At 68.3% G+C, this 22,041-nt stretch carries 25 protein-coding genes and 2 pseudogenes; 6 read left to right on the top strand and 21 right to left on the bottom strand.

Going from position 1 to position 22,041, the window contains the following annotated elements:
- The first annotated feature begins 47 nt into the window (after window positions 1-47).
- Entirely contained in the window at window positions 48-1,016 is a 969-nt protein-coding gene (locus tag IU450_RS37870; RefSeq protein ID WP_324197971.1) for an NAD-dependent epimerase/dehydratase family protein, read from the top strand.
- A 5-nt stretch (window positions 1,017-1,021) separates the two neighbouring features.
- Here IU450_RS37870 and IU450_RS37865 read toward each other — a convergent pair whose 3' ends face one another.
- The 12 genes and pseudogenes from IU450_RS37865 to rpsJ all read right to left on the bottom strand — a co-directional run bounded on the left by IU450_RS37865 (window position 1,022) and on the right by rpsJ (window position 7,365).
- Entirely contained in the window at window positions 1,022-1,840 is an 819-nt protein-coding gene (locus IU450_RS37865; RefSeq protein ID WP_324197970.1) for a phosphatase, read from the bottom strand.
- A gap of 215 nt (window positions 1,841-2,055) precedes the next feature.
- Window positions 2,056-2,304 (bottom strand): annotated as a pseudogene (gene rpsQ / locus IU450_RS37860) (30S ribosomal protein S17); the annotation flags it as partial.
- A gap of 20 nt (window positions 2,305-2,324) precedes the next feature.
- The gene (gene rpmC / locus IU450_RS37855) at window positions 2,325-2,564 is read right to left on the bottom strand and encodes a 50S ribosomal protein L29 (RefSeq protein ID WP_040864843.1); all 240 of its coding nucleotides are present in this window, start codon (window positions 2,562-2,564) and stop codon (window positions 2,325-2,327) included.
- Window positions 2,564-2,980, bottom strand: a complete 417-nt coding sequence (rplP, locus tag IU450_RS37850) for a 50S ribosomal protein L16 (RefSeq protein ID WP_040864842.1) — start codon at window positions 2,978-2,980, stop codon at window positions 2,564-2,566. The genes rpmC and rplP overlap by 1 nt, the downstream gene beginning before the upstream one ends.
- 3 nt (window positions 2,981-2,983) lie before the next feature.
- Window positions 2,984-3,778, bottom strand: a complete 795-nt coding sequence (gene rpsC, locus IU450_RS37845) for a 30S ribosomal protein S3 (protein WP_043687258.1) — start codon at window positions 3,776-3,778, stop codon at window positions 2,984-2,986.
- Window positions 3,779-4,207, bottom strand: coding sequence for a 50S ribosomal protein L22 (gene rplV, locus IU450_RS37840; protein WP_051046218.1), 429 nt, complete (start codon window positions 4,205-4,207; stop codon window positions 3,779-3,781).
- Entirely contained in the window at window positions 4,204-4,485 is a 282-nt protein-coding gene (gene rpsS / locus IU450_RS37835) for a 30S ribosomal protein S19 (RefSeq protein WP_043719741.1), read from the bottom strand. The genes rplV and rpsS overlap by 4 nt, the downstream gene beginning before the upstream one ends.
- 15 nt (window positions 4,486-4,500) lie before the next feature.
- Complete coding sequence (gene rplB, locus IU450_RS37830; RefSeq protein WP_043687244.1) at window positions 4,501-5,337, bottom strand: 50S ribosomal protein L2; 837 nt, start codon at window positions 5,335-5,337, stop codon at window positions 4,501-4,503.
- Between the two features lie 33 nt (window positions 5,338-5,370).
- On the bottom strand, window positions 5,371-5,676 hold the full coding sequence (gene rplW, locus IU450_RS37825; RefSeq protein ID WP_011207266.1) for a 50S ribosomal protein L23: 306 nt from the start codon (window positions 5,674-5,676) through the stop codon (window positions 5,371-5,373).
- The gene (rplD, locus tag IU450_RS37820; protein WP_195154520.1) at window positions 5,673-6,383 is read right to left on the bottom strand and encodes a 50S ribosomal protein L4; all 711 of its coding nucleotides are present in this window, start codon (window positions 6,381-6,383) and stop codon (window positions 5,673-5,675) included. The genes rplW and rplD overlap by 4 nt, the downstream gene beginning before the upstream one ends.
- Window positions 6,380-7,045 carry a 50S ribosomal protein L3 gene (rplC, locus tag IU450_RS37815; RefSeq protein WP_181724133.1) on the bottom strand — a complete coding sequence of 222 codons (666 nt, stop codon included), beginning with the start codon at window positions 7,043-7,045 and terminating at the stop codon, window positions 6,380-6,382. The genes rplD and rplC overlap by 4 nt, the downstream gene beginning before the upstream one ends.
- Window positions 7,046-7,059: 14 nt before the next feature.
- Complete coding sequence (gene rpsJ / locus IU450_RS37810; RefSeq protein ID WP_003938093.1) at window positions 7,060-7,365, bottom strand: 30S ribosomal protein S10; 306 nt, start codon at window positions 7,363-7,365, stop codon at window positions 7,060-7,062.
- Between the two features lie 572 nt (window positions 7,366-7,937).
- Between rpsJ and IU450_RS37805 the strand changes: the two genes are divergently transcribed.
- On the top strand, window positions 7,938-8,414 hold the full coding sequence (locus tag IU450_RS37805) for a hotdog fold domain-containing protein (protein WP_195154519.1): 477 nt from the start codon (window positions 7,938-7,940) through the stop codon (window positions 8,412-8,414).
- Window positions 8,415-8,498: 84 nt separating this feature from the next.
- Here IU450_RS37805 and IU450_RS37800 read toward each other — a convergent pair whose 3' ends face one another.
- From IU450_RS37800 to IU450_RS37790, 3 genes are all read right to left on the bottom strand, one after another.
- Window positions 8,499-9,086, bottom strand: coding sequence for an ATP-binding cassette domain-containing protein (locus IU450_RS37800; protein ID WP_195154518.1), 588 nt, complete (start codon window positions 9,084-9,086; stop codon window positions 8,499-8,501).
- Between the two features lie 122 nt (window positions 9,087-9,208).
- Window positions 9,209-10,144, bottom strand: coding sequence for an esterase/lipase family protein (locus IU450_RS37795; RefSeq protein WP_195154517.1), 936 nt, complete (start codon window positions 10,142-10,144; stop codon window positions 9,209-9,211).
- A 17-nt stretch (window positions 10,145-10,161) separates the two neighbouring features.
- The gene (locus IU450_RS37790; protein ID WP_195154516.1) at window positions 10,162-11,166 is read right to left on the bottom strand and encodes an alpha/beta hydrolase; all 1,005 of its coding nucleotides are present in this window, start codon (window positions 11,164-11,166) and stop codon (window positions 10,162-10,164) included.
- Window positions 11,167-11,398: 232 nt separating this feature from the next.
- Between IU450_RS37790 and IU450_RS37785 the strand changes: the two genes are divergently transcribed.
- Complete coding sequence (locus IU450_RS37785; protein ID WP_195154515.1) at window positions 11,399-12,595, top strand: lycopene cyclase family protein; 1,197 nt, start codon at window positions 11,399-11,401, stop codon at window positions 12,593-12,595.
- A gap of 30 nt (window positions 12,596-12,625) precedes the next feature.
- Here IU450_RS37785 and IU450_RS37780 read toward each other — a convergent pair whose 3' ends face one another.
- From IU450_RS37780 to IU450_RS37770, 3 genes are read right to left on the bottom strand one after another with little or no spacing between them, the layout of a single operon-like run.
- Window positions 12,626-13,504 carry an ABC transporter permease gene (locus IU450_RS37780; protein ID WP_195154514.1) on the bottom strand — a complete coding sequence of 293 codons (879 nt, stop codon included), beginning with the start codon at window positions 13,502-13,504 and terminating at the stop codon, window positions 12,626-12,628.
- The gene (locus tag IU450_RS37775; RefSeq protein ID WP_195154513.1) at window positions 13,501-14,325 is read right to left on the bottom strand and encodes an ABC transporter permease; all 825 of its coding nucleotides are present in this window, start codon (window positions 14,323-14,325) and stop codon (window positions 13,501-13,503) included. The genes IU450_RS37780 and IU450_RS37775 overlap by 4 nt, the downstream gene beginning before the upstream one ends.
- Window positions 14,322-15,305, bottom strand: a complete 984-nt coding sequence (locus tag IU450_RS37770; protein ID WP_195154512.1) for an ATP-binding cassette domain-containing protein — start codon at window positions 15,303-15,305, stop codon at window positions 14,322-14,324. Before IU450_RS37770 ends, IU450_RS37775 begins: the two co-directional genes overlap by 4 nt.
- A 430-nt stretch (window positions 15,306-15,735) precedes the next feature.
- On the opposite strand from IU450_RS37770, the gene IU450_RS37765 reads away from it, so the two are divergent.
- Complete coding sequence (locus IU450_RS37765) at window positions 15,736-17,262, top strand: aldehyde dehydrogenase family protein (protein ID WP_195154523.1); 1,527 nt, start codon at window positions 15,736-15,738, stop codon at window positions 17,260-17,262.
- Between the two features lie 14 nt (window positions 17,263-17,276).
- On the opposite strand, the gene IU450_RS37760 is transcribed toward IU450_RS37765, so the two are convergent.
- Window positions 17,277-18,515, bottom strand: a complete 1,239-nt coding sequence (locus IU450_RS37760; RefSeq protein WP_195154511.1) for a TetR/AcrR family transcriptional regulator — start codon at window positions 18,513-18,515, stop codon at window positions 17,277-17,279.
- A 127-nt stretch (window positions 18,516-18,642) separates the two neighbouring features.
- Between IU450_RS37760 and IU450_RS37755 the strand changes: the two genes are divergently transcribed.
- Window positions 18,643-19,461: an enoyl-CoA hydratase gene (locus IU450_RS37755; protein ID WP_195154510.1), complete on the top strand. Its 819-nt coding sequence runs from the start codon at window positions 18,643-18,645 to the stop codon at window positions 19,459-19,461.
- 48 nt (window positions 19,462-19,509) lie between these two features.
- On the top strand, window positions 19,510-20,535 hold the full coding sequence (locus IU450_RS37750) for an SDR family oxidoreductase (protein ID WP_195154509.1): 1,026 nt from the start codon (window positions 19,510-19,512) through the stop codon (window positions 20,533-20,535).
- 24 nt (window positions 20,536-20,559) lie between these two features.
- Here IU450_RS37750 and IU450_RS37745 read toward each other — a convergent pair.
- Together IU450_RS37745 and IU450_RS37740 are read right to left on the bottom strand one after the other, a co-directional pair.
- Window positions 20,560-20,688, bottom strand: a pseudogene (locus tag IU450_RS37745) (divalent metal cation transporter); the annotation flags it as partial.
- A 137-nt stretch (window positions 20,689-20,825) separates the two neighbouring features.
- A complete protein-coding gene (locus IU450_RS37740; protein WP_195154522.1) occupies window positions 20,826-21,815 on the bottom strand; it encodes an alpha/beta hydrolase in 990 nt (329 codons plus the stop codon).
- Window positions 21,816-22,041: the final 226 nt, after the last annotated feature.

The raw sequence follows: 22,041 nt of genomic DNA, 5'->3' as shown, positions 1-22,041 counted from the left end.
GCTACTGCGGGCCAACTCGATCGCGCGCTGACGGAACTCCGGCGGGTGTGCTGGTGGCATCCAGACTCCTTTCGGAGGCGAGTATCTCGCCTCACCATTGGTGTCCGGAAGACCGGGGCAACCTCAGGGCGGTCGTCGATTTGCTGGGCAGGGCAGGGTACGAACCGATCGCGATGGTTCGCAGGAGCAGTTCGTCCGTTCAGGTGCCGACCCGGGTCGCCGACCTGCTGCACGAGGGCGGGCTGCGAGAGGCGCTGGACGGTGTGGCGGCGGTCTGTCATCTGGCCGGGCTCACTCGTGCGCGAGAGTCGACGGCCGATCCGCTCCGGTACTTTCGCGTGAACACCGGCGGGACCGTGACCTTGCTGGACGCGATGGCCGCGGCCGGCGTCGCTCGGATCGTCTTCGCCTCGACCGGTTCGATCTACGGCAGCCCGGAGCGCCAGCCGATGACAGAGCGGCTGCCCGACGCGCCGCCGCACCCGTACGCCGCGAGCAAGCTGGCGGCCGAGTGGGCGATCCGCGCCCAGGCACGCACCGGTCGTTTATCCGCTACCGTGCTGCGCTTGACCAACGTCGCCGGCGGCGCCGACCCCGATCCCACGCGCCTGATTCCCCGCGCGTTCGCCGCCGCGACGAAGAGTTCGGCATTGGAGATCAACGGCGACGGCAGCGCGGTTCGCGACTACCTGCACGTTCTCGACGCCGCGGCCGCTTTCGTCGCGTGCGTCGAGCACATGCCACCGCCGGGCGAGTTCGGGCAGTACATCATCGGCAGCGGCCGCGGCAGCAGCATCCGCGACGTCGTAGCCGCCGTCGAGCGGCGGACCGGTCGTCGCATCCAGCTGATCCATCGGCCACCGGCGCCCGAACCGGCCGTGCTGATCAGCGATCCCGCCAAGGCGGCGTCCGAATTAGGCTGGTACCCCGAGCATTCCGACCTCGAGACCATCGTCCGTGACACATGGCGCGCGGCGCGCGACGACGAGCGACGGAACTCGCCTGAGCGCGCCTGAGGTCATCAGCCCAGGCCCGCCCGGTCGAGCAAGTAAGCGATCAGCGGCTGGTAGTGGTCGGGGTGCACACCGTCGTCGAGCGGAACCGTGACGGCGATCTTGCCCTCGTCCTGCCCGGCGAACAGCGCGGGGTCGTTGCTGTCGGCGAACCCGACGGTCTCGATGCCCGCCTCACCCGCCGCCCCGGCCCAGCCGTGATCGGCGATGACCAGGTCGGGCCGACGGCTGGGGCCGGCGTCGCGCAACTCCCGCAATATCGCCCGCATCGGGTGCGGGTCATGAGTGTGTTTCAGCTGACCGTCGGTGCCGAGTGCGGCAACTCCCGAGCTGTAGACGATCTCGCGATACTTCGGGCCGAAGGACGTGCCGACCCGGTAGGACCATCCGGCCGCGGGCGTCGGCACCAAGCAACCCGCGGCACGCAAGGCATCCTCGACAGCGCGATACACGCCCATGAGCGTCTCCGGATGCCCGGTCGCCAGGAGCACCGTTTCCCGGCGACGAGCCGCGAGCCCGATCCGCGCGCCCATCGCGTCGAGCGCATCGAGGGTCAGGTCCGCATCGATGGTGTCGGGGCCCCGCAGATGACGCGGATCGGGGCTGACCCCGCACAGTCGCGCCATCATCGCCAAAGTCTCATCGAAGGTCCAATCCCTCAGTGCCAGACCGAACTGATACCTCGGATTCTTCTCCACCATCTTCCGATAGTTCGAGAGATTCCCCTCCCGGGGCGTCGCGACATCCCCCGCGATCCGGGTCTTCACCAGATGTTCCCGCAGCAGCTCCCGGTCATCGGGGCGGCCTGGCCGAGTCACATTCCCCACCGCTCACACCTCCATATCGGCCGTAAGCCGCGACCGATTCGCCGTTCCGGTCATGCCCGCAGCCCGGTAGCCCGTTCGCTGCCCGCGACCCAACACGACAGTACCCATCGGGTCGGTGACAACCGACTTTTCAGGTATCGGACCCGCTCGGAACGGCGAAGGCCCGCCTCCCGGGACGGGAAGCGGGCCTTGCGGTTTCACGCCGTGGCGAAGGCTTACTTGGCCTTCTCCAGGACCTCGACCAGACGCCAGCGCTTGGTGGCCGACAGCGGACGGGTCTCCATCAGCTGAACGCGGTCGCCGATGCCGGCGATCTCGTTCTCGTCGTGCGCCTTCACCTTCGAGGTGGTGCGAATGATCTTGCCGTAGAGCGGGTGCCGGTTACGGTCTTCCAGCTCGACGACGATCGTCTTGTTCATCTTGTCGGAGACAACGTAACCGACACGCACCTTGCGGGTGCCGCGCTGCCCTTCAACTTTGTCGCTCATGCGGCATCTCCCTTGCCAGCGGGTCCGGTGGCCAGACCGAGCTCGCGCTCACGCATGACCGTGTAGATGCGCGCGATCTCGTGACGGACGACGCGCAGACGACGGTTGTTGTCCAGCTGACCCGTCGCCATCTGGAAGCGCAGGTTGAACAGCTCTTCCTTGGAGTCGCGCAGCTTGGCCACCAACTCCTCTTCGGTGAGCTCGCGGAGCTCTGCGGCCGGTGTTCCGGTAGCCATCAGAACTGCTCCTCCCTGGTCACGATCCTGCACTTCATCGGGAGCTTGTGCATCGCGCGGCGCAGGGCCTCACGAGCGGTCTCCTCGTTCGGGTAGCTCATCTCGAACATCACGCGACCGGGCTTGACGTTCGCGACCCACCACTCCGGCGAACCCTTACCCGAACCCATGCGGGTCTCGGCGGGCTTCTTGGTCAGCGGGCGATCCGGGTAGATGTTGATCCAGATCTTGCCGCCACGGCGGATGTGGCGAGTCATCGCGATACGCGCCGACTCGATCTGCCGGTTGGTGACGTACGCCGGCTCCAGCGCCTGGATGCCGAATTCGCCGAACGCCACCGAGGTGCCGCCCTTGGCCATGCCGGAGCGGCCCGGGTGATGCTGCTTGCGGTGCTTCACCTTGCGAGGCATCAGCATGCGTCAGCCCTCCTGTGTCTCTGCCGGCGCGTCGGCCACCGCGGTGGCGGCGCGCCCGGCCTCGGTGCTGGTCGCAGTGGTGCCGGTGGAACCGGACCGACGCGGACGGCTCGGCCGCTCCCGGCGCGGACGCTCGGGCGCGGCGGCAGCGGCGGCCAGCTCACGCTTGCCACCGACGATGTCGCCCTTGTAGATCCAGACCTTCACGCCGATGCGACCGAAGGTGGTCTTGGCCTCGTAGAGGCCGTAGTCGATGTCGGCGCGCAGCGTGTGCAGCGGCACCCGACCCTCGCGGTAGAACTCCGAGCGCGACATCTCGGCGCCACCGAGGCGGCCCGAGCACTGCACACGGATGCCCTTGACGTTCGGCGAACGCATGGCCGACTGGATGGCCTTGCGCATCGCGCGACGGAACGCCACACGGTTGGACAGCTGCTCGGCGACGGCCTGGGCCACCAGCTGCGCATCCGACTCGGGGTTCTTCACCTCGAGGATGTTCAGCTGGACCTGCTTGCCGGTGAGCTTCTCCAGCTCGGCGCGGATGCGGTCGGCCTCGGCGCCGCGGCGGCCGATCACGATGCCGGGACGCGCGGTGTGGATGTCCACCCGCACGCGGTCACGGGTGCGCTCGATCTCGACCTTCGAGATGCCCGCCCGCTCCATGCCGGTGGCCAGCAGCTTGCGGATCGCGACGTCTTCCTTCACGTAGTCCGCGTACTGCTTGTCCGCGTACCAACGCGACTTCCAGTCGGTGGTGATACCGAGGCGGAAGCCATGGGGATTGATCTTCTGTCCCATTTACTTTGCCCCTCCCTTCCGGCGGTTACGAGTGGATCCACCGGCGGTGGGGATGCTCTCGACCTCGATGGTGATGTGGCTGGTGCGCTTGCGGATGCGGAACGCACGGCCCTGGGCACGCGGCTGGAACCGCTTCAGGGTCGCACCCTCGTCGACGTAGGCCGTCGAGATGACCAGCGTGGCCGGGTTCAAGCCGAGGTTGTTCTCGGCGTTGGCGGCAGCGCTGGCGACGACCTTGGCGACCGGCTCGCTCGCGGCCTGGGGCGCGAACTTCAGCAGGGCGAGGGCGTCCTCGACGCGCTTGCCGCGGACCAGGTCCACGACACGGCGTGCCTTCATCGGGGTCACGCGAACGTGCTTGGCGGTCGCGCGCGCAGTCGGGTTCGACGGAGTCGTCAGCAGTGTCTGATTGCTCTTCGCTTCGCTCATCGCCGCTTGCTCTTCCGGTCTTCCTTGACGTGGCTCTTGAACGTCCTGGTCGGCGCGAACTCACCGAGCTTGTGCCCGACCATGTTGTCCGAGATGAACACCGGCACGTGCTTGCGGCCGTCGTGCACCGCGAACGTGTGCCCGATGAAATCGGGGATGATGGTCGAACGACGCGACCAGGTCTTGATGACCTGCTTGGTGCCCTTCTCGTTCTGCACGTCCACCTTCTTCAGGAGGTGGTCATCGACGAACGGGCCTTTCTTGAGGCTGCGTGGCATTTCTTACCTCCTCCTTCAGCGCTTCTTGCCGGTCTTGCGACGGCGGACGATGAGCTTGTCGCTCGGACGGTTGGGCTTGCGGGTGCGGCCTTCCGGCTGACCCCACGGCGAGACCGGGTGGCGACCACCGGAGGTCTTGCCCTCACCACCACCATGCGGGTGGTCGACCGGGTTCATGACGACACCACGGACCGTGGGGCGGCGACCCTTCCAGCGCATGCGGCCGGCCTTACCCCAGTTGATGTTCGACTGCTCGGCGTTGCCGACCTCGCCGACGGTGGCGCGGCAGCGCACGTCGACGCGACGGATCTCACCGGAGGGCATACGCAGCGTGGCGTAGGGGCCTTCCTTACCCAGCAGCTGGATGCTCATGCCGGCCGAGCGGGCCAGCTTGGCCCCGCCGCCCGGACGCAGCTCCACCGCGTGGATGGTGGTACCGGTCGGGATGTTGCGCAGCGGCAGGTTGTTGCCCGGCTTGATGTCGGCCGTGGGGCCGGACTCGATGCGGGTGCCCTGCGTCACGCCCTTGGGGGCGATGATGTAGCGCTTCTCGCCGTCCACGAAGTGCAGCAGCGCGATGTTCGCGGTGCGGTTCGGGTCGTACTCGATGTGCGCGACCTTGGCCGGGATGCCGTCCTTGTCCAGGCGACGGAAGTCGATCAGACGGTAGGCGCGCTTGTGCCCGCCACCACGGTGCCGGGTGGTGATCCGGCCGTGGGCGTTGCGGCCGCCGGACTTGGTCAGCGGACGCAGCAGCGACTTCTCCGGTTCCGACCGGGTGATCTCCGCGAAGTCCGAGACGCTGGCGCCACGACGGCCCGGCGTAGTCGGCTTGTACTTACGGATTGCCATGAGTTCTTCTCTGCTTTCTGGATTCCCGGGCGCTTACGCGACCGGGCCTCCGAAGATCTCGATGGGCTTGCTGTCGGCCGAGATGGTCACGAGCGCGCGCTTGGTGTTCTTGCGCTTGCCGTAACCGAAGCGGGTCCGCTTGCGCTTGCCCTGACGGTTGGCGGTGTTGACGCTGGTCACCTTCACACCGAAGACCTTCTCCACGGCGATCTTGATCTGCGTCTTGTTCGAGTCCGGGTGCACCAGGAAGGTGTAGGTGCCCTCCTCGATCAGCCCGTAGGACTTCTCGGAGATGACCGGCGCCAGCAGGATGTCGCGGGGGTCGGCGATGGTGGTCACTTGCTCTCCTCCTGTGCGATCGCCGCGGTGTCCTGCGGAGACTCCGCGGGGCCGTGCACGAACGTGTTGAGCGCCTCGACACTGAACACCACGTCGTCGCTGTTGAGCACGTCGTAGGTGTTGAGCTGGTCCGGGGCGATCGGGTGCACGTTCTGCAGGTTCGCCACGCTCTTCCACGCGGCGACGTCCTCGCGGCCGACGACGACCAGGAACTTCTTGCGGTCCGACAGCTCGGCCAGGAAGCTCTTGGCGGTCTTGGTGGACGGGGCCTGGCCCGACACCAGTTCGGTGATCACGTGGATGCGCTCGTTGCGCGCCCGGTCGGACAGGGCGCCACGCAGGGCGGCGGCCTTCATCTTCTTGGGCAGGCGCTGGGAGTAGTCGCGCGGCTGCGGGCCGTGCACGGTGCCACCACCGGCGAACTGGGGCGCGCGGGTCGAACCCTGGCGGGCGCGACCGGTGCCCTTCTGCCGGTACGGCTTCTTGCCGCCACCGGACACCTGGCCACGGGTCTTGGTCGCGTGGGTGCCCTGGCGGGCCGCGGCCTGCTGGGCCACGACGACCTGGTGCATCAGCGCGATGTTGGCGGTCACGTCGAAGATCTCCGCGGGGAGGTCGACGGTGCCGTTGGTCTTGCCACCGATCTCCTTGACCGGCAGCGTGAGATTTGCAGACTTCTTCTCTGTGTTCACAGCAGAGTTCGTCATGCGTGCGCACCACCCTTCACGGCGCTCTTGACGATCACGACGCCGCCCTTGCGACCCGGGATCGCTCCCTTGATCAGCAGCAGGCCGTTCTCGGCATCCACCTTGTGCACCGACAGGTTCTGCGTGGTGACCCGGTCGTTACCCATCCGGCCCGACATGCGCATGCCCTTGAACACGCGGCCGGGGGTGGCGCAGCCACCGATCGAACCCGGGCGGCGGTGCACGGCCTGCGCACCGTGCGAGGCGCCCTGACCACGGAAGCCGTGGCGCTTCATGGTGCCCGCGAAGCCCTTGCCCTTGCTGGTGCCGGTGACGTCGACGTAGGCGCCCTCTTCGAACACGTCGGCGTTGATCTCCTGGCCGACCTCGAAGGTGGAGGCGTCCGCGACGCGGATCTCGACGACGTGGCGGCGCGGGGTGACGCCCGCCTTGGCGAACTGGCCGGAGACCGGCTTGTTCACCTTGCGCGGGTCGATGGCGCCGAAGGCGACCTGGACGGCGCTGTAGCCGTCGCGCTCAACGGTGCGGATCTGGGTGACGACGTTCGGCCCGGCCTTGATGACGGTCACGGGAACGACGCGGTTCTTGTCGTCGAAGACCTGGGTCATGCCGAGCTTGGTGCCCAGGATGCCGGCGGCCGGCCTGTTCTTGTTGTCAGTCATGTCTCGAGTCCCCGTCACTGAATGTTGACGTCGACGCTGGCCGGCAGGTCGATGCGCATCAGCGCGTCCACCGTCTTCGGCGTCGGGTCGAGGATGTCGATAAGGCGCTTGTGCGTACGCATCTCGAAGTGCTCGCGCGAGTCCTTGTACTTGTGCGGCGAACGGATGACGCAGTACACGTTCTTCTCGGTCGGCAACGGCACCGGGCCGACGACGCGTGCCCCGGTGCGGGTCACCGTCTCCACGATCTTGCGCGCCGATGCGTCGATCGCCTCGTGGTCATAGGCCTTGAGCCTGATGCGGATCTTTTGTCCCGCCACGCTAAGTGTCCTTTTCTCCGCTTTCCTTCGTGATCCGGAAGCCGGCTACACCAGCCCTCTGGACCACCCTCATTTGCACAGCCCGAACACACGAAGACGTCCCAGCCCGGGCGGTCAGGCCCGGAAGAGGCTGCCTGCGCATCCACGCAGGGCCCCGGTCGGGCCTGGATCCGACACAGTGGAGACCAATGACCGGGCACGCCCGATCCTCGCCGCTGTTCATCTGTCATGGTTCTCCGGTCCACGCGGTCGGGCGTGTCGCCCGTCCGCTCATTCCTCGGCCTCGGATCGCAAAGCATCTCAGGCCTGGAACGTGTCCCGGACGTACCCACGCCGGAAACCGGCGAGGTACACGATGGGGTACTGCTCACCCCGCCCGACCAGTCGTTTCACGGGGAAACGGACATGGCCCGGTGCAAGGCAACCCGAACAGTATGCACGACCCCGGCCGGTGACTTCAAATCCGCCCCGTCCGCTCGCCGTCGCACCCGAAGCGGACAGCGCTCAGCCCGCTCGGCGAGGCTCGGGGCCGGGTCGGCCACCGGAAACTTACTTTTGAGTAAGATATGCGCATGACGAAAGAGACCGCGACCTACCGCGGCTGGAAGAAACTGCCGGACAACCGGCTGGGGCATGCCCTGTTCTCGCTCGGGATGGTGGCTCGGGTGCCCTACTTCGGCACCGTGTTGCCGAACGTGGTCCGGCTCGAACCGGGGTTGTGCGAGGTGACCTCGCCGAAGTGGTTCGGAATCCACAATCACCTGGGCACTTTTCACGCTATCGCGGCGTGCAATCTCGCCGAGGTCGCGATGGGCATGCTGAGCGAGGCGACCGTGCCAGGGACGCACCGGTGGATTCCGAAGGCGATGAACGTCCAGTACCTGGCCAAGGCCGAGACCGGTCTGCGGGCGGTGGCGAAGCTGCCGGAGATCCCCGATTTCGCGAGCATCACCGAGGGACGCGAGCTGGTGGTGCCGGTCTCGATCTACGACAAGCACGGCCTGGAGGTAGTGCACGCCGACATCACCACGTGGGTGACGCCCAAATAGCCGCTCGGCGGCCGCTCCGCAGTTTCGGCGGCCTGGTTTCGAGAGCGAATTGCGGCCCGGATCGTCGGGTTCCGGTCCGGCGATTCACTCGGTAGCGACGACTCGCCCCTGGTCGATGTGCAAAGTGCGCTCCGCGCAACCAGCGAGCCCGTCTTTCGCGCAAGCCGAGACGACAATCGTCATGTCCTGCCGCGCAAGAGTTCGCAACGTATCGGCGAGATAGCGACGGCCGTCGGCGTCCAGGTCCGCCATCGGATTGTCCAGCACGAGCGCCGCCGGATCGGAAACGAGCGCCCTGGCCAGGCCCAGCCACTTCTTCTCGCTGCGGGAAAGGCGGAGAACGGGTTTGGCACAGAGTTCGCGCAAGCGCGACAGACGCACTGCCCGATCGACAAGGCGCGCGGCCGCGTCGCCGCTGTTGCCCGCGATTTTCGCCGAATAGGCCAAAGTCTCGGCAACGGTCCACGTCTCGTTGCCTTCGTGCACGTCGGGAACCCAGCCGACCTTGGCTCGCACCACCCATGGCTCGACACTCGGGTCGGCGTTCTCCACACGCAGATGCCCTCGGTGCGGGCGCAACTGACCGACGAGCATCAGCAGCAGAGTCGTCTTCCCCGCACCGTTCGGACCGATTACCGCGGTGACTCGGCCCGCAGGGGCCTGAAACGTCACATCATCGACTACGGCGACTCCTCCGAATTCGCGGCGGAGCCCGCTACAAGTAATGCCGAGACCCACCGAGCTACTCCGTATTCGTCATTCGTCGTGAACAATCGTGTCCGGCCGCGGTGCGATCAGCAGGGTAACGCTCGCTGATCACCGGCGAGCGCCGAGAGAACGGCGGCGGTGGTGCGCGGGTCTTCCAGCATGCCGCTGTGGCCCGCGGCGTTGCCGGGGCATCCGTCCTGCAGCCAGACGTTGCGGTCGGCGGCGGTGGGCGCGGTGAGCAGGGCGGTGTCCTGCGGCGTGATCACTTGGTCGGCGCGGGAGGCGATGGCCGTGTACCGGAGGCCGGGCACGGTCTCGCCCCCCGCGTTCAGCCGGTTCAGCAGCGGTGACCCGACCACCTGCTGCTGTCCCGGAGTTCCGAAGACCTGGGCCGCGATCTGGGCGTTGCCCAGGCCGAGCGAGGCCAGGTCCGGGTAGCCCGCGCGCAGCCCGTCCCAGGTCGTGCCGCGATACGGCGTGCCGAGCGTCACCACCTGCGAGACCGCGTCCGCGCCGCGAGCCCGCAGATACTGCCGGATCACGGTGCCGCCGGTGGAATGGCCGACCAGCGCCACCCGGCTCGCACCGGTCGTTTCCCGCACCGAGCGCACGACCTCGGCGAGTTCGGCCGCCATCCGATCGATGTCGGCCACCCCGTAGAGCTCGCGCCCCATCAGGGCGGCGCCGATCGGCCCGATGCCGGTCGAACTCGAGCCGGTCTGCCCGCTCACCGCGTCGACGACGCCCGGCGCCGCACCCAGATTCGCGGCGAACACGCAATGCCCCTCGGCCCGGACCGCGGGCGCGAGCAGGAGGAAGCTGCGGCCCACATCGGTACCCGAGCCGTGCACGAGGATCACCGGTTCCGGCCGCGCCTGGGTGGGCAGGCAGGACCAATCGTTGGCACCGTCCAGCGCAGGAGTCTGTGGGGCGGCGGCAGCGCTCGGCGCGTGCAGCAGCGCCGCGCAGGCCGCGACCATCATGAGGCCGGCGACTCGCGCGGCCCGGAAGCGAAGAGGCATCTCGAAATCCCGACCGATCAGATTCCCAATGGAGCGGCCAGGGTCGGCCAGGAGTCCTTCAGCGCGTCCTCCCAATATCCCCAGGAATGGGTGCCTTCCGGCCGGAAGTTGTATCGCGCGGGGATTCCGAGGCTGTCCAACCGTTCTTTCATGTTGCGCGAGCAGTAATTGGCGCCCGCTTCGATGACGCCGCCGACCACCAGTTGATTCGCGAAACCCCACGGACCGTTCAGCGAATATTTACCGCCGTACTGGTCGTAGACACCGGGCATGCCATTTCCACTGGCGATGTATATCGACTTCCCGCGCAGCCCCTCGGCGTGCACGTACGGGTCGTTGGCTTTCCATTGCGGGTCGCCCGCGGGGCCCCACATGTTGTCGAGCTCGGCCAGGCCCCACTCCTCGACGGTGAGCCGGACGAACTCCCGGCCGACCGGATCGCTGGTCTGCGCGCAACCGCTGTAGGCGGCGACGCTGGAGAACAGGTCGCCGGTGGTCGCCGCGAGCGCGAGCGTCGTCGTCGCCGACATGGAGTAGCCCGCGACGGCATTGCGCCCGCTGGTCGCGAGGTAGGCGTTGATCAACGGCGGCAGTTCGGTGCTCAGGAAGGTCTTCCACTTCTGGCGCCCGAGCCGGGGATCGTCCTTCTGCCAGTCCGCGTAGTAACTGAACATGCCGCCGATCGGCGTGACCGCGTGCACGTTCTTGTCCGCGAGGAACTGCATCGCATCGGTTTTCGTGGCCCAGGTGGCGCCGTCGATCCCACCGCCCGCGCCGAGCAGCAGGTACAGCACCGGACGCGGCACGCTGGTGTCCGCGGCACGCTGCACCTCCACCGGGATATCGAGATCCATGGCGGCGGAGTGCACCGTCAATGTGAGGCTGCGCGCGCTGTGCTCCTGCACCGAAACGATAGAAGACTCCGCGGGCGCCGCGTTCGCCTGCACCGACACGACCGCCGATGCCGCGGCGCCGACGACTGCCGCCGCCAACACCAGCCGGCGGAAGTGGCTTCCTCTCATGACTCCCCTTATCCCGAATCCCGGAACGCCTCGCGTTCCGAGCCCACGGTATGGTGCGCCGCAATCCATTTCACGACTGAAGTTGCTGGGCCACTGATTCTGGGGGCACGCGCGGAAGCGGAATTCTGGCGTCGCCCCGCCGATTTATTCCGATATCGCGAGACCCGAATTCCTTGGGCTCGCGCGCTTCGGATAGTTGCGCTCGCATCGGCCGAGCGGATTGAATGCCCCTATGGGTGTCAGCGCGGGCCGGGAAGTCGATGTGTGCGTGGTGGGGCTCGGTCCCACCGGGCGGGCGCTGGCGCACCGCGCGACCCGCGCCGGGCTGTCGGTCACCGCCATCGACCCGCGCCCCGAGCGGCTGTGGCCGCCCACGTTCTCCTGCTGGGTGGACGAGTTGCCGGAGTGGCTGCCGTCCACGGCCGTCGCGACCACCATTCCGGCGCCCACGGTCTGGACCGGGACCGAACACCGCATCGACCGCCCGTACTGTGTGCTGTCCAAGCCAGGTCTGCACGCGGCGCTGGCGCTCGACGACGCCACCGTCGTGCCCGGCCGCGCCACCCGGGTGGACGCGCACGAGGTGGAGCTCGCCGACGGCACGGTGCACCGAGCGGCGGCGGTGTTCGACACGCGCGGGCTGCCTTCGCTCGGACGACGCCGGGCGGCGAGCGCGCACGGCATCTTCGTCGACGCCGAGACCGCCGCGCCGATGGTCGCCGAGGGCGAGGGCCTATTGCTGGACTGGCGACCGGAGAACGGTGCGGGCCCGGACGAGCCACCGTCGTTCCTCTACGCCGTACCGCTGGGCGACGGCACGGTGATCTTCGAGGAGACCAGCCTCGGCCTGCGGGGCGGCATGCCGCAGCACGAATTGCGCAAACGCACGCTCAACCGCTTGGCCGCGCACGGCATCCGCCTCACCGGCGCCGAATCGAGCGAAGCGGCGCACTATCCGCTCGACCAGCCGCCACCGCGCCGCGGTACCGCGCGCGCCATTCCCTTCGGTTCCCGCGGCGGCATGATGCACCCGTGCACGGGGTACAGCGTCGCCGACTCACTGGCTCTGGTCGACACCGCGATCACCGCGCTGCGCCAGGGCCGCGACCCGATCGCCGCGCTGTGGCCGCCGCGTGCGCGACTGGTGTACTGGATGCGGATGCGCGGCCTCTACGGCCTCGGCAGGCTCACCACCGAACAGTCCGTCGCCATGTTCGACGCGTTCTTCAACGCCTCCCCGCGCGGTCAACGCGCGCTGCTTTCCGCGCACGGCGACTACACGGCGCTGGGCGCCGTGCTGTTCAACACGGTCGCGCACACCTGGCCGTTCCGTTGGCGCTACGACCTGGTCGGCTGGACCAACCGCGATCGCTGGCTGGACTACGACTTCGCCCAACCGCGGGAAGAGGCCGAACGCCGGGTGCGGTGAGCACGACCGGCGCACGGCGAGGGCGTGCGGCTAGGGCCCCGTCTCCGCGGCTCGCCGGTATCCCCTGACCGCGGGATAGGCGAACACGACGATCAACCCGAGCGTCCAGGCGACCGTCTTGATCAGCGGCTCGGCGACCGCGCCACCGTAGGACAGCCCGCGCATCGCATCGATCGCGCAACTCATCGGCTGGTTCGCCACCGCGTCCTGCAACCAGACCGGGTAGGCGAAGACGGGAACGAAACCGGAGTTGAAGAACATCAGCAGCGTGTTGACGATGCCGATGATGTTCACCAGCATCACGCCCTCGGAAACGGTCGCCAGCGCGGTGACCAGAACGGCGAACGCGACCCCGAACAGGACCGGGATGCCGATCAACGCCACCGCCGCCGCAGGCCCCTGATCGAACCGGAAGCCGAGCAACAGGCCGACCGCCACGACGAACAGTGTGGTCACCAGGACGCGGACCGCCTCGGCGAGCAGTCGTCCGGTGAATCCGGCCGCACGATGCACCGGCATCGTCCAGAACCGGCCGAGCAGCCCGGTCATCTTCTCGGTCTTGAAACCGAGCGCGCTCACCACCGCACCGGACATCGCGGCGACCAGCGTCAACAGCGGAACGGTTCCGTACACGGCGGGCATGCCGGTGGCCCCGGTGACCGGCTTGTTCAAGACGATGTAGAACATCACCAACGTCAGCGCGGGATAGACCAGCGTCTGGATGGTCGTCGCCGGATCACGCGCCCAGACCAGCAGCAGCCTCTTGCACTGGATCAGGCTCTGCGTCACCCAGGTGACCAGCGAACCCTCCGGCCTCGCCCGGACGATCGGCAGAGGTTCGCTCGCGCGTACCTCGACCTCGTCGGCCCGCTGGTCGGTGCGCTCCACGGTCGATTCCACCGAACTCATGACCGCCTCACACTCGCCCAGATCGCCAACGGAACGAACGCCGCGGCGAGCCCGATCAACCACACCAACGGCACCCACAACACCTGCCAGGTCACGCCGTCGGCGGCCATGTCGCGCAGGGCGAAGGAGAACTGGGAGATCGGCTGATTGCGCACGAAGGGACGAATCCACTCCGGGAAGTTGCGTTCCGGGACGAACCCGCAGGAGAGCATGCCGAAGATCAGCGTCGGCAGGGTCAGCGCCTGGCTCAGCGACTCCGGACTCTTGGTCAGGCTGCCCAGCGCGTCGGCGCCGATCGCCAGCACCGTGCCGACGCCGAGGGAGAACGTGCAGAACAGCACGGCCTGGCCGAGACCCGCGTCGAAGCGGAAGCCGATCATGTGCCCGAAGAGCACCGCCGCGGTGAGCGAGGTGACCGAGCGGACCAGTCCGGCGCAGATGCGCGCGGTGAACGGCACCAGCGTCCCGATCGGCATGGTCTGCAGGCGGGTGCTCAGTCCGGTCATCGCCTCGAACGCGGCCAGCTGCGCGTTCGACATCATCGTGAACGCCATGGTCTGCAACACGATGATCGGCATGACGTACTGGGCGTAGTCGACGCCCTGGAACTTCATCACGTAGCGCAGCGGCAGGTAGAAGCCGACGGTGAACACCAGCGGCGTGACCATCGCCACGATCAGCTCGCCCTTGGTGGCCATGGTCCAGATGATCCGGCCGGTCAGCGCGCGCCACTGCGCGAAGGACGACAGCCGCGCCGCGGGAAGCTCGGCGAACAAGCTCACCTCGGCCTCGGCGTGTTCCGGGGCGGTCGCAGCGGTCACGCGCGCCCGCCCGAATGGCCGGTGATGGACAGGAACACGTCGTCGAGCGAGGGGCGGCGCAGGGCGATGTCGGCCAGGTCGACGCCGGCGCTGTCGAGTCTGCGCAGCGCCTCGGTCAGCGTGGCGGCGCCCTCCGGCGCCGGGATGGACAGCCGGTCGCCGCCGTCGAGGTCGGCCATGACCGCGGGCGGCACCAGGTCGCCGAGCGCGTACGCGGCGGTGCGCAGCTTCTTCGGATCCAGGGGGACCACTTCGCAGTAGCTGCCGCCGGTCTTCTCCTTGAGCTCGTCGGCGGTGCCCTCGGCGATCACCGTGCCCTTGTCGATGACGATGATGTTGTCGCTGAGCACGTCGGCTTCCTCCAGGTACTGCGTGGTCAGCAGCACCGTGATGCCCTGCGTCTTCAGCGCGGTCACCAGATCCCAGACGCCCTGGCGGCTGCGCGGGTCCAGGCCGGTGGTCGGTTCGTCCAGGAACACCACTTCGGGACGCACCACCAGGCCGCAGGCGATGTCGACGCGGCGGCGCATGCCGCCGGAGTAGTGGCGCACGGCGCGGCGGCCCGCGCTCACCAGGTCGAATTCCTCCAGCAGGGTGTCGGCGCGCTTGCGGGCGACGGACTTGCCCAGGCCCATCAGCCTGCCGAACAGCTCCAGGTTCTCCCGGCCGGAGAGGTTCTCGTCCAGCGCCGCGTACTGACCGGTCATCATGATCGATCGCCGCACGCCCGCCGGGTCCTTCAGCACGTCGTGCCCGGCGACCACGGCGGTGCCGGAGTCGGGACGCAGCAGGGTGGACAGCACCTTCACCATGGTCGTCTTGCCCGCGCCGTTGGGCCCGAGGATGCCGAGGACGGAAGCACGTTCGGCGACGAAGCTGACGCCCTGCAGCGCATGCACGTCGCCGAACGACTTGCGGACGTCCGCCACCCGGACCGCTGGCTCACCCGCATGCGAATCTGCTTGGTTGGAACTCGGCATCAACTCTCCACTATCGGCCGGTACGGCGACCACGTCGCCCGAGCGCAAGCGCACGCTCGGATTGGTGATCCGTCGCGCTCGGCGTGATGTTACCGGCCGAGGTCTGGCCTTTCGCCGCGCGCGGGGACACATACCGCGCGCAGCCGGACGAAGTTCGTCCCCGACCCGCGCGGGGCCGAGCGAAGGCTCGGTAGCCGCCCACTCCGGCGTGCGCCAATTGTGTCCTTACTCACATTTCTCGCCGCCTGTCCGTTGCGCAAGGGATCGACGCTGGTGAGCGCGATCCGGTGCGGCCGGGACCCGGTGGCCGAGCCTTGTCGGGCCGCCGCGCCAGCCCATAGTCTGCTTTGCGGGGGACCACACTCACTCGTCCGCGGCTGTGCCCCGCTGAGCAGTCCGCACGCCGGTTTCGACACTGCGAGAGGTGATCATGGCCGAGTCCGCGCAGCCACGGTTGGCGGCGCGTCCGGGAGGAACGGGCCGAACGAACGTGCTGACGTCTTACGATCCGCGCACCGGTGAGGTCGTGGGCAATTACGCCGTGATGAGCGCCGGCGAACTGAATCGCGCGGTGCGCGCGGCCCGTTCCGCCGAAAAATGGTGGGCGGAACTGGGATTCAACAGCCGCAGGCGGTGGCTGCTGGACTGGAAACGCGAGATCGTCCGCCGCTCCGGCGAATTGGTCACCCTGCTGTGCGAGGAGACCGGGAAGCCGGAGGCCGACGCCGCGATCGAGGTGATGCTCGCGGTGGAGAACCTGGACTGGGCCGCGCGCAACGCGGGCCGCGCGCTGGACCGGCGGCGCATCGGTTCCAGCTGGCTCACCCGCAACCAGCGGGCCACGGTCGGCTATCTGCCGCTGGGCGTCGTCGGCGTGGTCGGCCCGTGGAACAACCCGGTGTTCACGCCGATGGGTTCGATCGCCTACGCGATGGCGGCGGGCAACGCCGTGGTGTTCAAGCCGCACGAGCTGACCACCGGCGTGGGCGTGTGGCTGGCCGACAGCTGGTCCCGGCTGGCGCCGAACCAGCCGGTGCTGCAAGTGGTCACGGGCGACAAGGCCACCGGCACCGCGCTGTGCCGGGCGAAGGTCGACAAGATCGCCTACGCCGGTTCGGAGGCGGGCGCGCGCGAGGTGATCTCGGTGTGCGCGCAGAACATGACACCGGTCGTCGTGGAGCGCAGCGGCAAGGGCAGCATGGTCGTGCACGTCGACGCGAAGCTGGACGACGCCGCCGAGGCCGCCGTATTCGGCGCGATGGCCAACGCCGGGCAGAACGCCACCGGCATCCAGCGGGCCTACGTCGCCCAATCGGTCTACGACCGCTTCCTCGATCTGGTCGTCGACCAGGCGCGCAAACTGCGGCCCGGCGCGGACCGGAAGGCGTCCTACGGCCCGATGATCATGGAGTCGCAGGTCGAGGTGGTGCGCAAGCAGGTGCGCGACGCGGTGGCCCGCGGCGGCCGCGCGGTGGTCGGCGGTCTGGAGTCGATCCGCGAGCCCTACATCGAGCCGATCGTGCTGGCCGAGGTGCCGGAGGAGAGCATCGCGATCACCGGTGAGGGCATCGGCCCGGTGCTCGTGGTCAACAAGGTGGCGAGCATGGACGAGGCCGCCGAGCGGATCAACGCGGTCGGCACCGACGTCGCGGTGTCGGTGTTCACCAGGGACGTGCACGAGATCGAGGCGTTCGCCGAACAACTGCGCGCCGGGGTGGTCACCATCAATTCCTCGACCGCCTACGCGGGCATTCCCGCGTTGCCCTTCGGTGGTGTCGGCGAATACGGCCAGGGCCACAGCCACGGCGACCAGGGGCTGCGCGAGTTCAGCAGGACACTGGCCATCACGCGCAAGCGGTACCAGGCGCCGGTGAACCTGTCCACGTTCGATCGGCACCCGCGCCATCTTCGGTTGGCAAGGACGATCTTCCGGATCCGGCACGGCCGCCGAGCCTGAGCGGCGGGTACCGCTCAGCCGAGCAGCACCGCGTCCATGAGCGCGGTGACCCGTGCCAATTGCGCGGGCCGGGAATCGAATCGGATCAACCGGCCCACATCGATCACCTGGCTGATGGCGGCGTGCACCCGGAAGCGCGCCTCCACCGGATCGCCGTCCAGCAGGTTCGCCCACTCCAGCACGTTCTGCCGCTGAATGGCGCGCAGCTTGTGCTGCTCGGCCTGCGGCAGATTGGTGAACTCCGCGTAGTAGACCGGCATGATCTCCGGCATGGCGAAGCTCAGTTTGGCGTAGCGGTCGGCCAGCCGCCGCGCGGCTTCCTCGCGGCTGGCCGCTTCGGCGAGCGCCTCGGTGATCGCGATGGCCAGCCGGTCGCCTGTGCGGTAGAAGGCCGCGGCGAGCAGATCGGCTTTGCTCGCGAAGTACCGGTACACACTCGAGGCGTTGATGCCGACCGCGGCGCCGACCTCCTCGATGCTCGCCTCGTGATAGCCCTGCCTGCCGAAGATCCGGATGGCCTCGGTGAGCAACTGTTCGCGCTTCGAGGTCACCGGGATGCCGCGCACGGGCGGCCCTGGATCCGGTTCGGCAGGCGCGGGAGGCAACTCGGTACGCAGGACCGCCCAGGCCATCTCGTGCAGCAGCGGAAGCAGCCGCGCGCTCGACAGTGCGGTGCGGTGCGCGGCGATGCTCGCGATCGCGCTGAGCACGCCCGCCGCCAGCATCGCCGCGTCCCCGGACGGCGCGTCGGGTCGCAGCAGCGCGATCGGCGCCATCAGCGTGCTGTTCAGGTCGTCGTAGATCTTCCTGATCCGAACCCGGTCTTCGCGCTCGAGATAGCGCCGCTCCCACCGGTAGAGCCCGGCCTCGCGGCGGATCTCGACGGTGTGCTCGCTGATCGCGCGGATCAGCGCGTCCAGGCGCTGTTCCGGATCCAGCCGGGTGTCATCGGCGGCCTCGGCGACGGTCAGCAGGTGCCGCGCACCCTCCTCGGCGGCCGCGACCAGCAGCGCGTACTTGTTCGTGAAATGCCGGTACAGAGCCGGACCGGAGATGCCCACCTCGGCGGCGATCTCGTCCACGCCGACCGGGTAGTACCCGCGTTCGCTGAACGCCCGCGCGGCCGCCCGGATGATCTGGACCTTCCGGTCCTTCGGACGGCGTCGCACCGACGACGCGCCCTCCGCGCCCGCCCTCCTGCCCGGGTCGGGCCGCGCGGGAGCGAGGCCGACCTCGCTGCGATCCGCGACCATGCACCTCTCCGTTCTCCGGCGGCGCTGGTTGACAGCGCCCGACAATGGAACCTAAGTTAACCACAATTCGCAAAGTTAACCATCATTCACGGCCTGGCGTCCGCCGAATTGCAGCTTAGGAGCGAACATGAGCACCAACGATTCCGCGGTCCCGGCCGCCGCCCCCGCCGCAACGAGGTTCACGGCGGTTCAGGACGGCAAAGTGCTCCGGATCACGATCACCAACCCGAAGCGGAAGAACGCCATCGACTACGACACCATGGTCGCGCTCGGGGACGCCTTCGGCTCGGCGGCCGAGGACCGCGCGGTGCGGGCGATCGTGCTGACCGGCGAGGGCGGCGATTTCTGCACCGGCGCCGATCTGTCGGCCAGCGCGGACGAGGCGCGCCGCGGCATCACCTCGGACATGGTCATGGACGCGGCGAACCGGCTGGTGCGCGCCATCGTCGACGCGCCGGTCCCGGTGATCGTGCGCATCCGGGGCGCCGCGGCGGGCGTCGGCGTCGGCATCGCGCTGGCGGCCGACCTGGTCTACGCGAGCGACGACTCCTACCTGCTGCTGGCCTTCATCAACATCGGCCTGATGCCCGACGGCGGTGCGGCCGCGCTGGTGGCCGCGGCGGCGGGCCGCCCGCTGGCGGCGCGGATGGCGCTGCTCGGCGAGCGGCTGCCCGCCCGCGAGGCCGCGGCCGCAGGCTTGTTCACCGCGGTCGTGCCCGACGACGAACTCGACGCCGCGGTGGAGGCCGGGGTCACGAAGATCGCCACCGGTCCGCGCCGCGCGCTGGAGCTCACCAAACGGGCGCTGAACCAGGCCACGCTGATCTCCCTCGACGCGGCTCTGGCCGCCGAGAAGGCAGGCCAGACCGAGTTGTTGCGCTCCCCCGATTTCGTCGAGGGAGCCACCGCGATGCTCACCAAGCGCAAGCCGGTCTTCGCCGACTGATCAGCCCGCCGGAACAGGCCGACGGGCAGGCGACTATGTTCATCGGCTATGACTTACCTGGTTACCGGGGCAACTGGGTTCATCGGTCGATTCCTCATCCCTGAGCTCCTGAAACGCGAGGGTGACATCCATGTACTGGTACGGCCGGGTGATGCCTCGGCCGACCGGTTCGCCTGCTGTGCGCAGGAATGGGCGGGCGGCGACCGCGTCCGTGCGGTACGCGGCGATCTGGGCGCCCCAGGGCTGGGCATCGACCCGACCTGGCTGGCCCAGCATCGCGGCGCCATCCAGCACGTCTTCCATCTGGCCGGGCGCTACGACCTGAGCGAGCGCGGCGGCGGGACCAGGCACCTGGTCGACGTCGCCGAGGAGCTGGGCGTCGATCAACTGCACCACGTCTCGACCGTGGAGGTGGCCGGGTCCACCGAGGGCCTGTTCACCGAGGACATGTTCGATCACGGCCAGGCACTGGCCACTCCGCTGCAACGGGCCGGATTCGAGGCGGAGCGGATCGTGCGGGAGTCGTCGCTGCGCTGGCGGATCTACCGGCCCTCGATCGTGATCGGGCATTCCAGGACCGGCGAGATCGATCGGATCGACGGTCCGTACTACTTCTTCCGCCTGCTGCGCATGGGCGCACAGCTGCCGAGGTTGCTGCCGGTGCTGGTCCCCAAATTGGGCGAGACCAACATGGTCCCGGTCGATTTCGTCGCTCGGGCCCTCGACCACATCGCCCACCGACCCGGTTCCGACAAGACCACCTATCACCTGGTGGACCCGCGCAGGCAGAGCGCGGTCGACGCGCTGAACCTGTTCGCCGACGAGGCGGGCGCGCCGCACCTGGTGGAGGTGATGCCCAAGCGCACCCTGGCCATGGTGTTGCGCGTCCCCGGAGCCAATTGGCTGCTGCCCCGGGTCGGCGTGCCGCTGGATGTCCTGGAGCACAGCGAATTCGCCTGCTGGTTCGATTGCAGGCACACCAGCGCGGCCCTGGCGGGCACCGACATCAAGGTTCCGCCTTTGGACGCCTACGCGCCGCGGATCTGGAAGTACTGGATCGAGAACTGGGTCTGATCGGCGCCGCACCGGGCGCGGCCGCTAGCGCCCGGTGACGGTGAGATAGATCAGCGCGACGTTGAGGACGGAGATGATCGCGGCGACCGACCAGGCCAGCACGGTGGTCACGCGGTGGTTGACATCCTCGCCCATCAGTGCGCGGTCACTCGTGAATGCTGTCGTTCGGCATCCCTTCGCCCCCGTTTCCATATTCCCTACAAAACCGAACCGCCTGGTCGCTCGCGGCAACCAGGCGGTCGGTGGAGTTCAGCCGGACGTTCCGGCTTCGTTCGGCAGCTCGGCGGCGATCAGAGGCCGAGACCCCTCGCGAGCACCGGCCACGACAGCAGGAACTCGTCGCGCCAGTAGCCCCAGGAGTGGGTGCCCGTGTTACGGAAGTTGTAGGTGGCCGGGATGCCCAGCTGGTCCAGCTTGTTCTTCAGGTTGTTCGTGCAGTAGTTGGTGCCCGCTTCGATCACACCGCCGATGATGATCTGGTTGGCCAGGCCGTATGCGCCGGGAAGGGCGTACTGGCCGTTGAGCGTGTCGTACTGACCGGGCAGGCCGTTGCCGGTGGAGATGTAGAGGTCGAGCCCGCGCAGCCCCTCGGCGTGCACGTACGGGTCGTTGGCCACCCACTCCGGCCCGCCTTGCGGACCCCACATGTTGTCGGTGTTGCCGCCGCCCCAGGTCTCGACCGTCAGCTTGACGAACTCGGAACCGACCGGGTCACTGGTCTGCGCGCAGCCGCTGTAGGCCGCGGCGGCCTTGTACAGGCCGGGCTTGGAGATCGGCAGCGCCAGCACCGTGGTGCCCGAGGTGGACAGGCCCGCGATGGCGTTCACGCCGTTGGTGCCCAGCGCGCCGTCGATCAGCGGGGGCAGCTCCTCGGTGAAGAAGGTCTTCCACTTGTTGCGGCCGAGTACCGGGTCGTCCTTGATCCAGTCGGTGTAGTAGCTCCACTTGCCGCCGATCGGCTGGATCACGTTGACGTTCTTGTCCGACAGGAACTGCAGCGCGTCGGTCTTCGCCTGCCACGAGGCTTCGTCCTCGCCGCCGCCCGCGCCGTTGAGCAGGTACAGCGTGGGGCGCGGAACGGAGGCGTCGGCCGGGCGCTGGACGTCGATGATGATCTTCTCGTCCATCGCCGCCGAGTACACGTACAGGCGGATGCTGCGCGCGTCCTTGTACTCGGCTTTGGTGATACGCGAACCGTCCGGGGCGACCGGGTCGGCCAGCAGGCTCTTGGAATCGATGATCGGGTCAGCTGTCGCGCTGGACGCGCCGAGACCGGTCATCATGCCCGCGAGCACCGCGGTTGCCGCGATCGCGGCCGCGGCCCGCAGGCCACCGCGCCGGGTCTGTCGACGTATCAATTTCGCACCTTCGCTTCGTCTCGAGATTCGCTCTGCATTCCCCACGCGCCGGGTGGATGCCAGGACATCCCGCCCGACCATACGGCCTATGTAGTCGTCACAAAAGGGGACTTCGTTACCGCACCGTTGCCCCATCATGCCGGAACGG

It is taken from the genome of Nocardia abscessus (assembly GCF_015477775.1).
In the GTDB taxonomy this organism is placed as follows: domain Bacteria; phylum Actinomycetota; class Actinomycetes; order Mycobacteriales; family Mycobacteriaceae; genus Nocardia; species Nocardia abscessus_A.
The sequence above is the reverse complement of the archived record's forward strand: the minus strand, read 5'-3'. Positions and strand labels throughout refer to the sequence as shown.

Excerpts from the sequence above, each read along its gene's own strand:
- rpmC (WP_040864843.1), bottom strand. The coding sequence starts at position 2,564 with ATGGCTACCGGAACACCGGCCGCAGAGCTCCGCGAGCTCACCGAAGAG.
- rplP (WP_040864842.1), bottom strand. The coding sequence starts at position 2,980 with ATGCTGATGCCTCGCAAGGTGAAGCACCGCAAGCAGCATCACCCGGGC.
- rpsC (WP_043687258.1), bottom strand. The coding sequence starts at position 3,778 with ATGGGACAGAAGATCAATCCCCATGGCTTCCGCCTCGGTATCACCACC.
- rplV (WP_051046218.1), bottom strand. The coding sequence starts at position 4,207 with ATGAGCGAAGCGAAGAGCAATCAGACACTGCTGACGACTCCGTCGAAC.
- rpsS (WP_043719741.1), bottom strand. The coding sequence starts at position 4,485 with ATGCCACGCAGCCTCAAGAAAGGCCCGTTCGTCGATGACCACCTCCTG.
- rplB (WP_043687244.1), bottom strand. The coding sequence starts at position 5,337 with ATGGCAATCCGTAAGTACAAGCCGACTACGCCGGGCCGTCGTGGCGCC.
- rplD (WP_195154520.1), bottom strand. The coding sequence starts at position 6,383 with ATGACGAACTCTGCTGTGAACACAGAGAAGAAGTCTGCAAATCTCACG.
- rplC (WP_181724133.1), bottom strand. The coding sequence starts at position 7,045 with ATGACTGACAACAAGAACAGGCCGGCCGCCGGCATCCTGGGCACCAAG.
- IU450_RS37805 (WP_195154519.1), top strand. The coding sequence starts at position 7,938 with ATGACGAAAGAGACCGCGACCTACCGCGGCTGGAAGAAACTGCCGGAC.
- IU450_RS37795 (WP_195154517.1), bottom strand. The coding sequence starts at position 10,144 with ATGCCTCTTCGCTTCCGGGCCGCGCGAGTCGCCGGCCTCATGATGGTC.
- IU450_RS37790 (WP_195154516.1), bottom strand. The coding sequence starts at position 11,166 with ATGAGAGGAAGCCACTTCCGCCGGCTGGTGTTGGCGGCGGCAGTCGTC.
- IU450_RS37785 (WP_195154515.1), top strand. The coding sequence starts at position 11,399 with ATGGGTGTCAGCGCGGGCCGGGAAGTCGATGTGTGCGTGGTGGGGCTC.
- IU450_RS37780 (WP_195154514.1), bottom strand. The coding sequence starts at position 13,504 with ATGAGTTCGGTGGAATCGACCGTGGAGCGCACCGACCAGCGGGCCGAC.
- IU450_RS37770 (WP_195154512.1), bottom strand. The coding sequence starts at position 15,305 with ATGCCGAGTTCCAACCAAGCAGATTCGCATGCGGGTGAGCCAGCGGTC.
- IU450_RS37765 (WP_195154523.1), top strand. The coding sequence starts at position 15,736 with ATGGCCGAGTCCGCGCAGCCACGGTTGGCGGCGCGTCCGGGAGGAACG.
- IU450_RS37760 (WP_195154511.1), bottom strand. The coding sequence starts at position 18,515 with ATGGTCGCGGATCGCAGCGAGGTCGGCCTCGCTCCCGCGCGGCCCGAC.
- IU450_RS37755 (WP_195154510.1), top strand. The coding sequence starts at position 18,643 with ATGAGCACCAACGATTCCGCGGTCCCGGCCGCCGCCCCCGCCGCAACG.
- IU450_RS37750 (WP_195154509.1), top strand. The coding sequence starts at position 19,510 with ATGACTTACCTGGTTACCGGGGCAACTGGGTTCATCGGTCGATTCCTC.
- IU450_RS37740 (WP_195154522.1), bottom strand. The coding sequence starts at position 21,815 with ATGACCGGTCTCGGCGCGTCCAGCGCGACAGCTGACCCGATCATCGAT.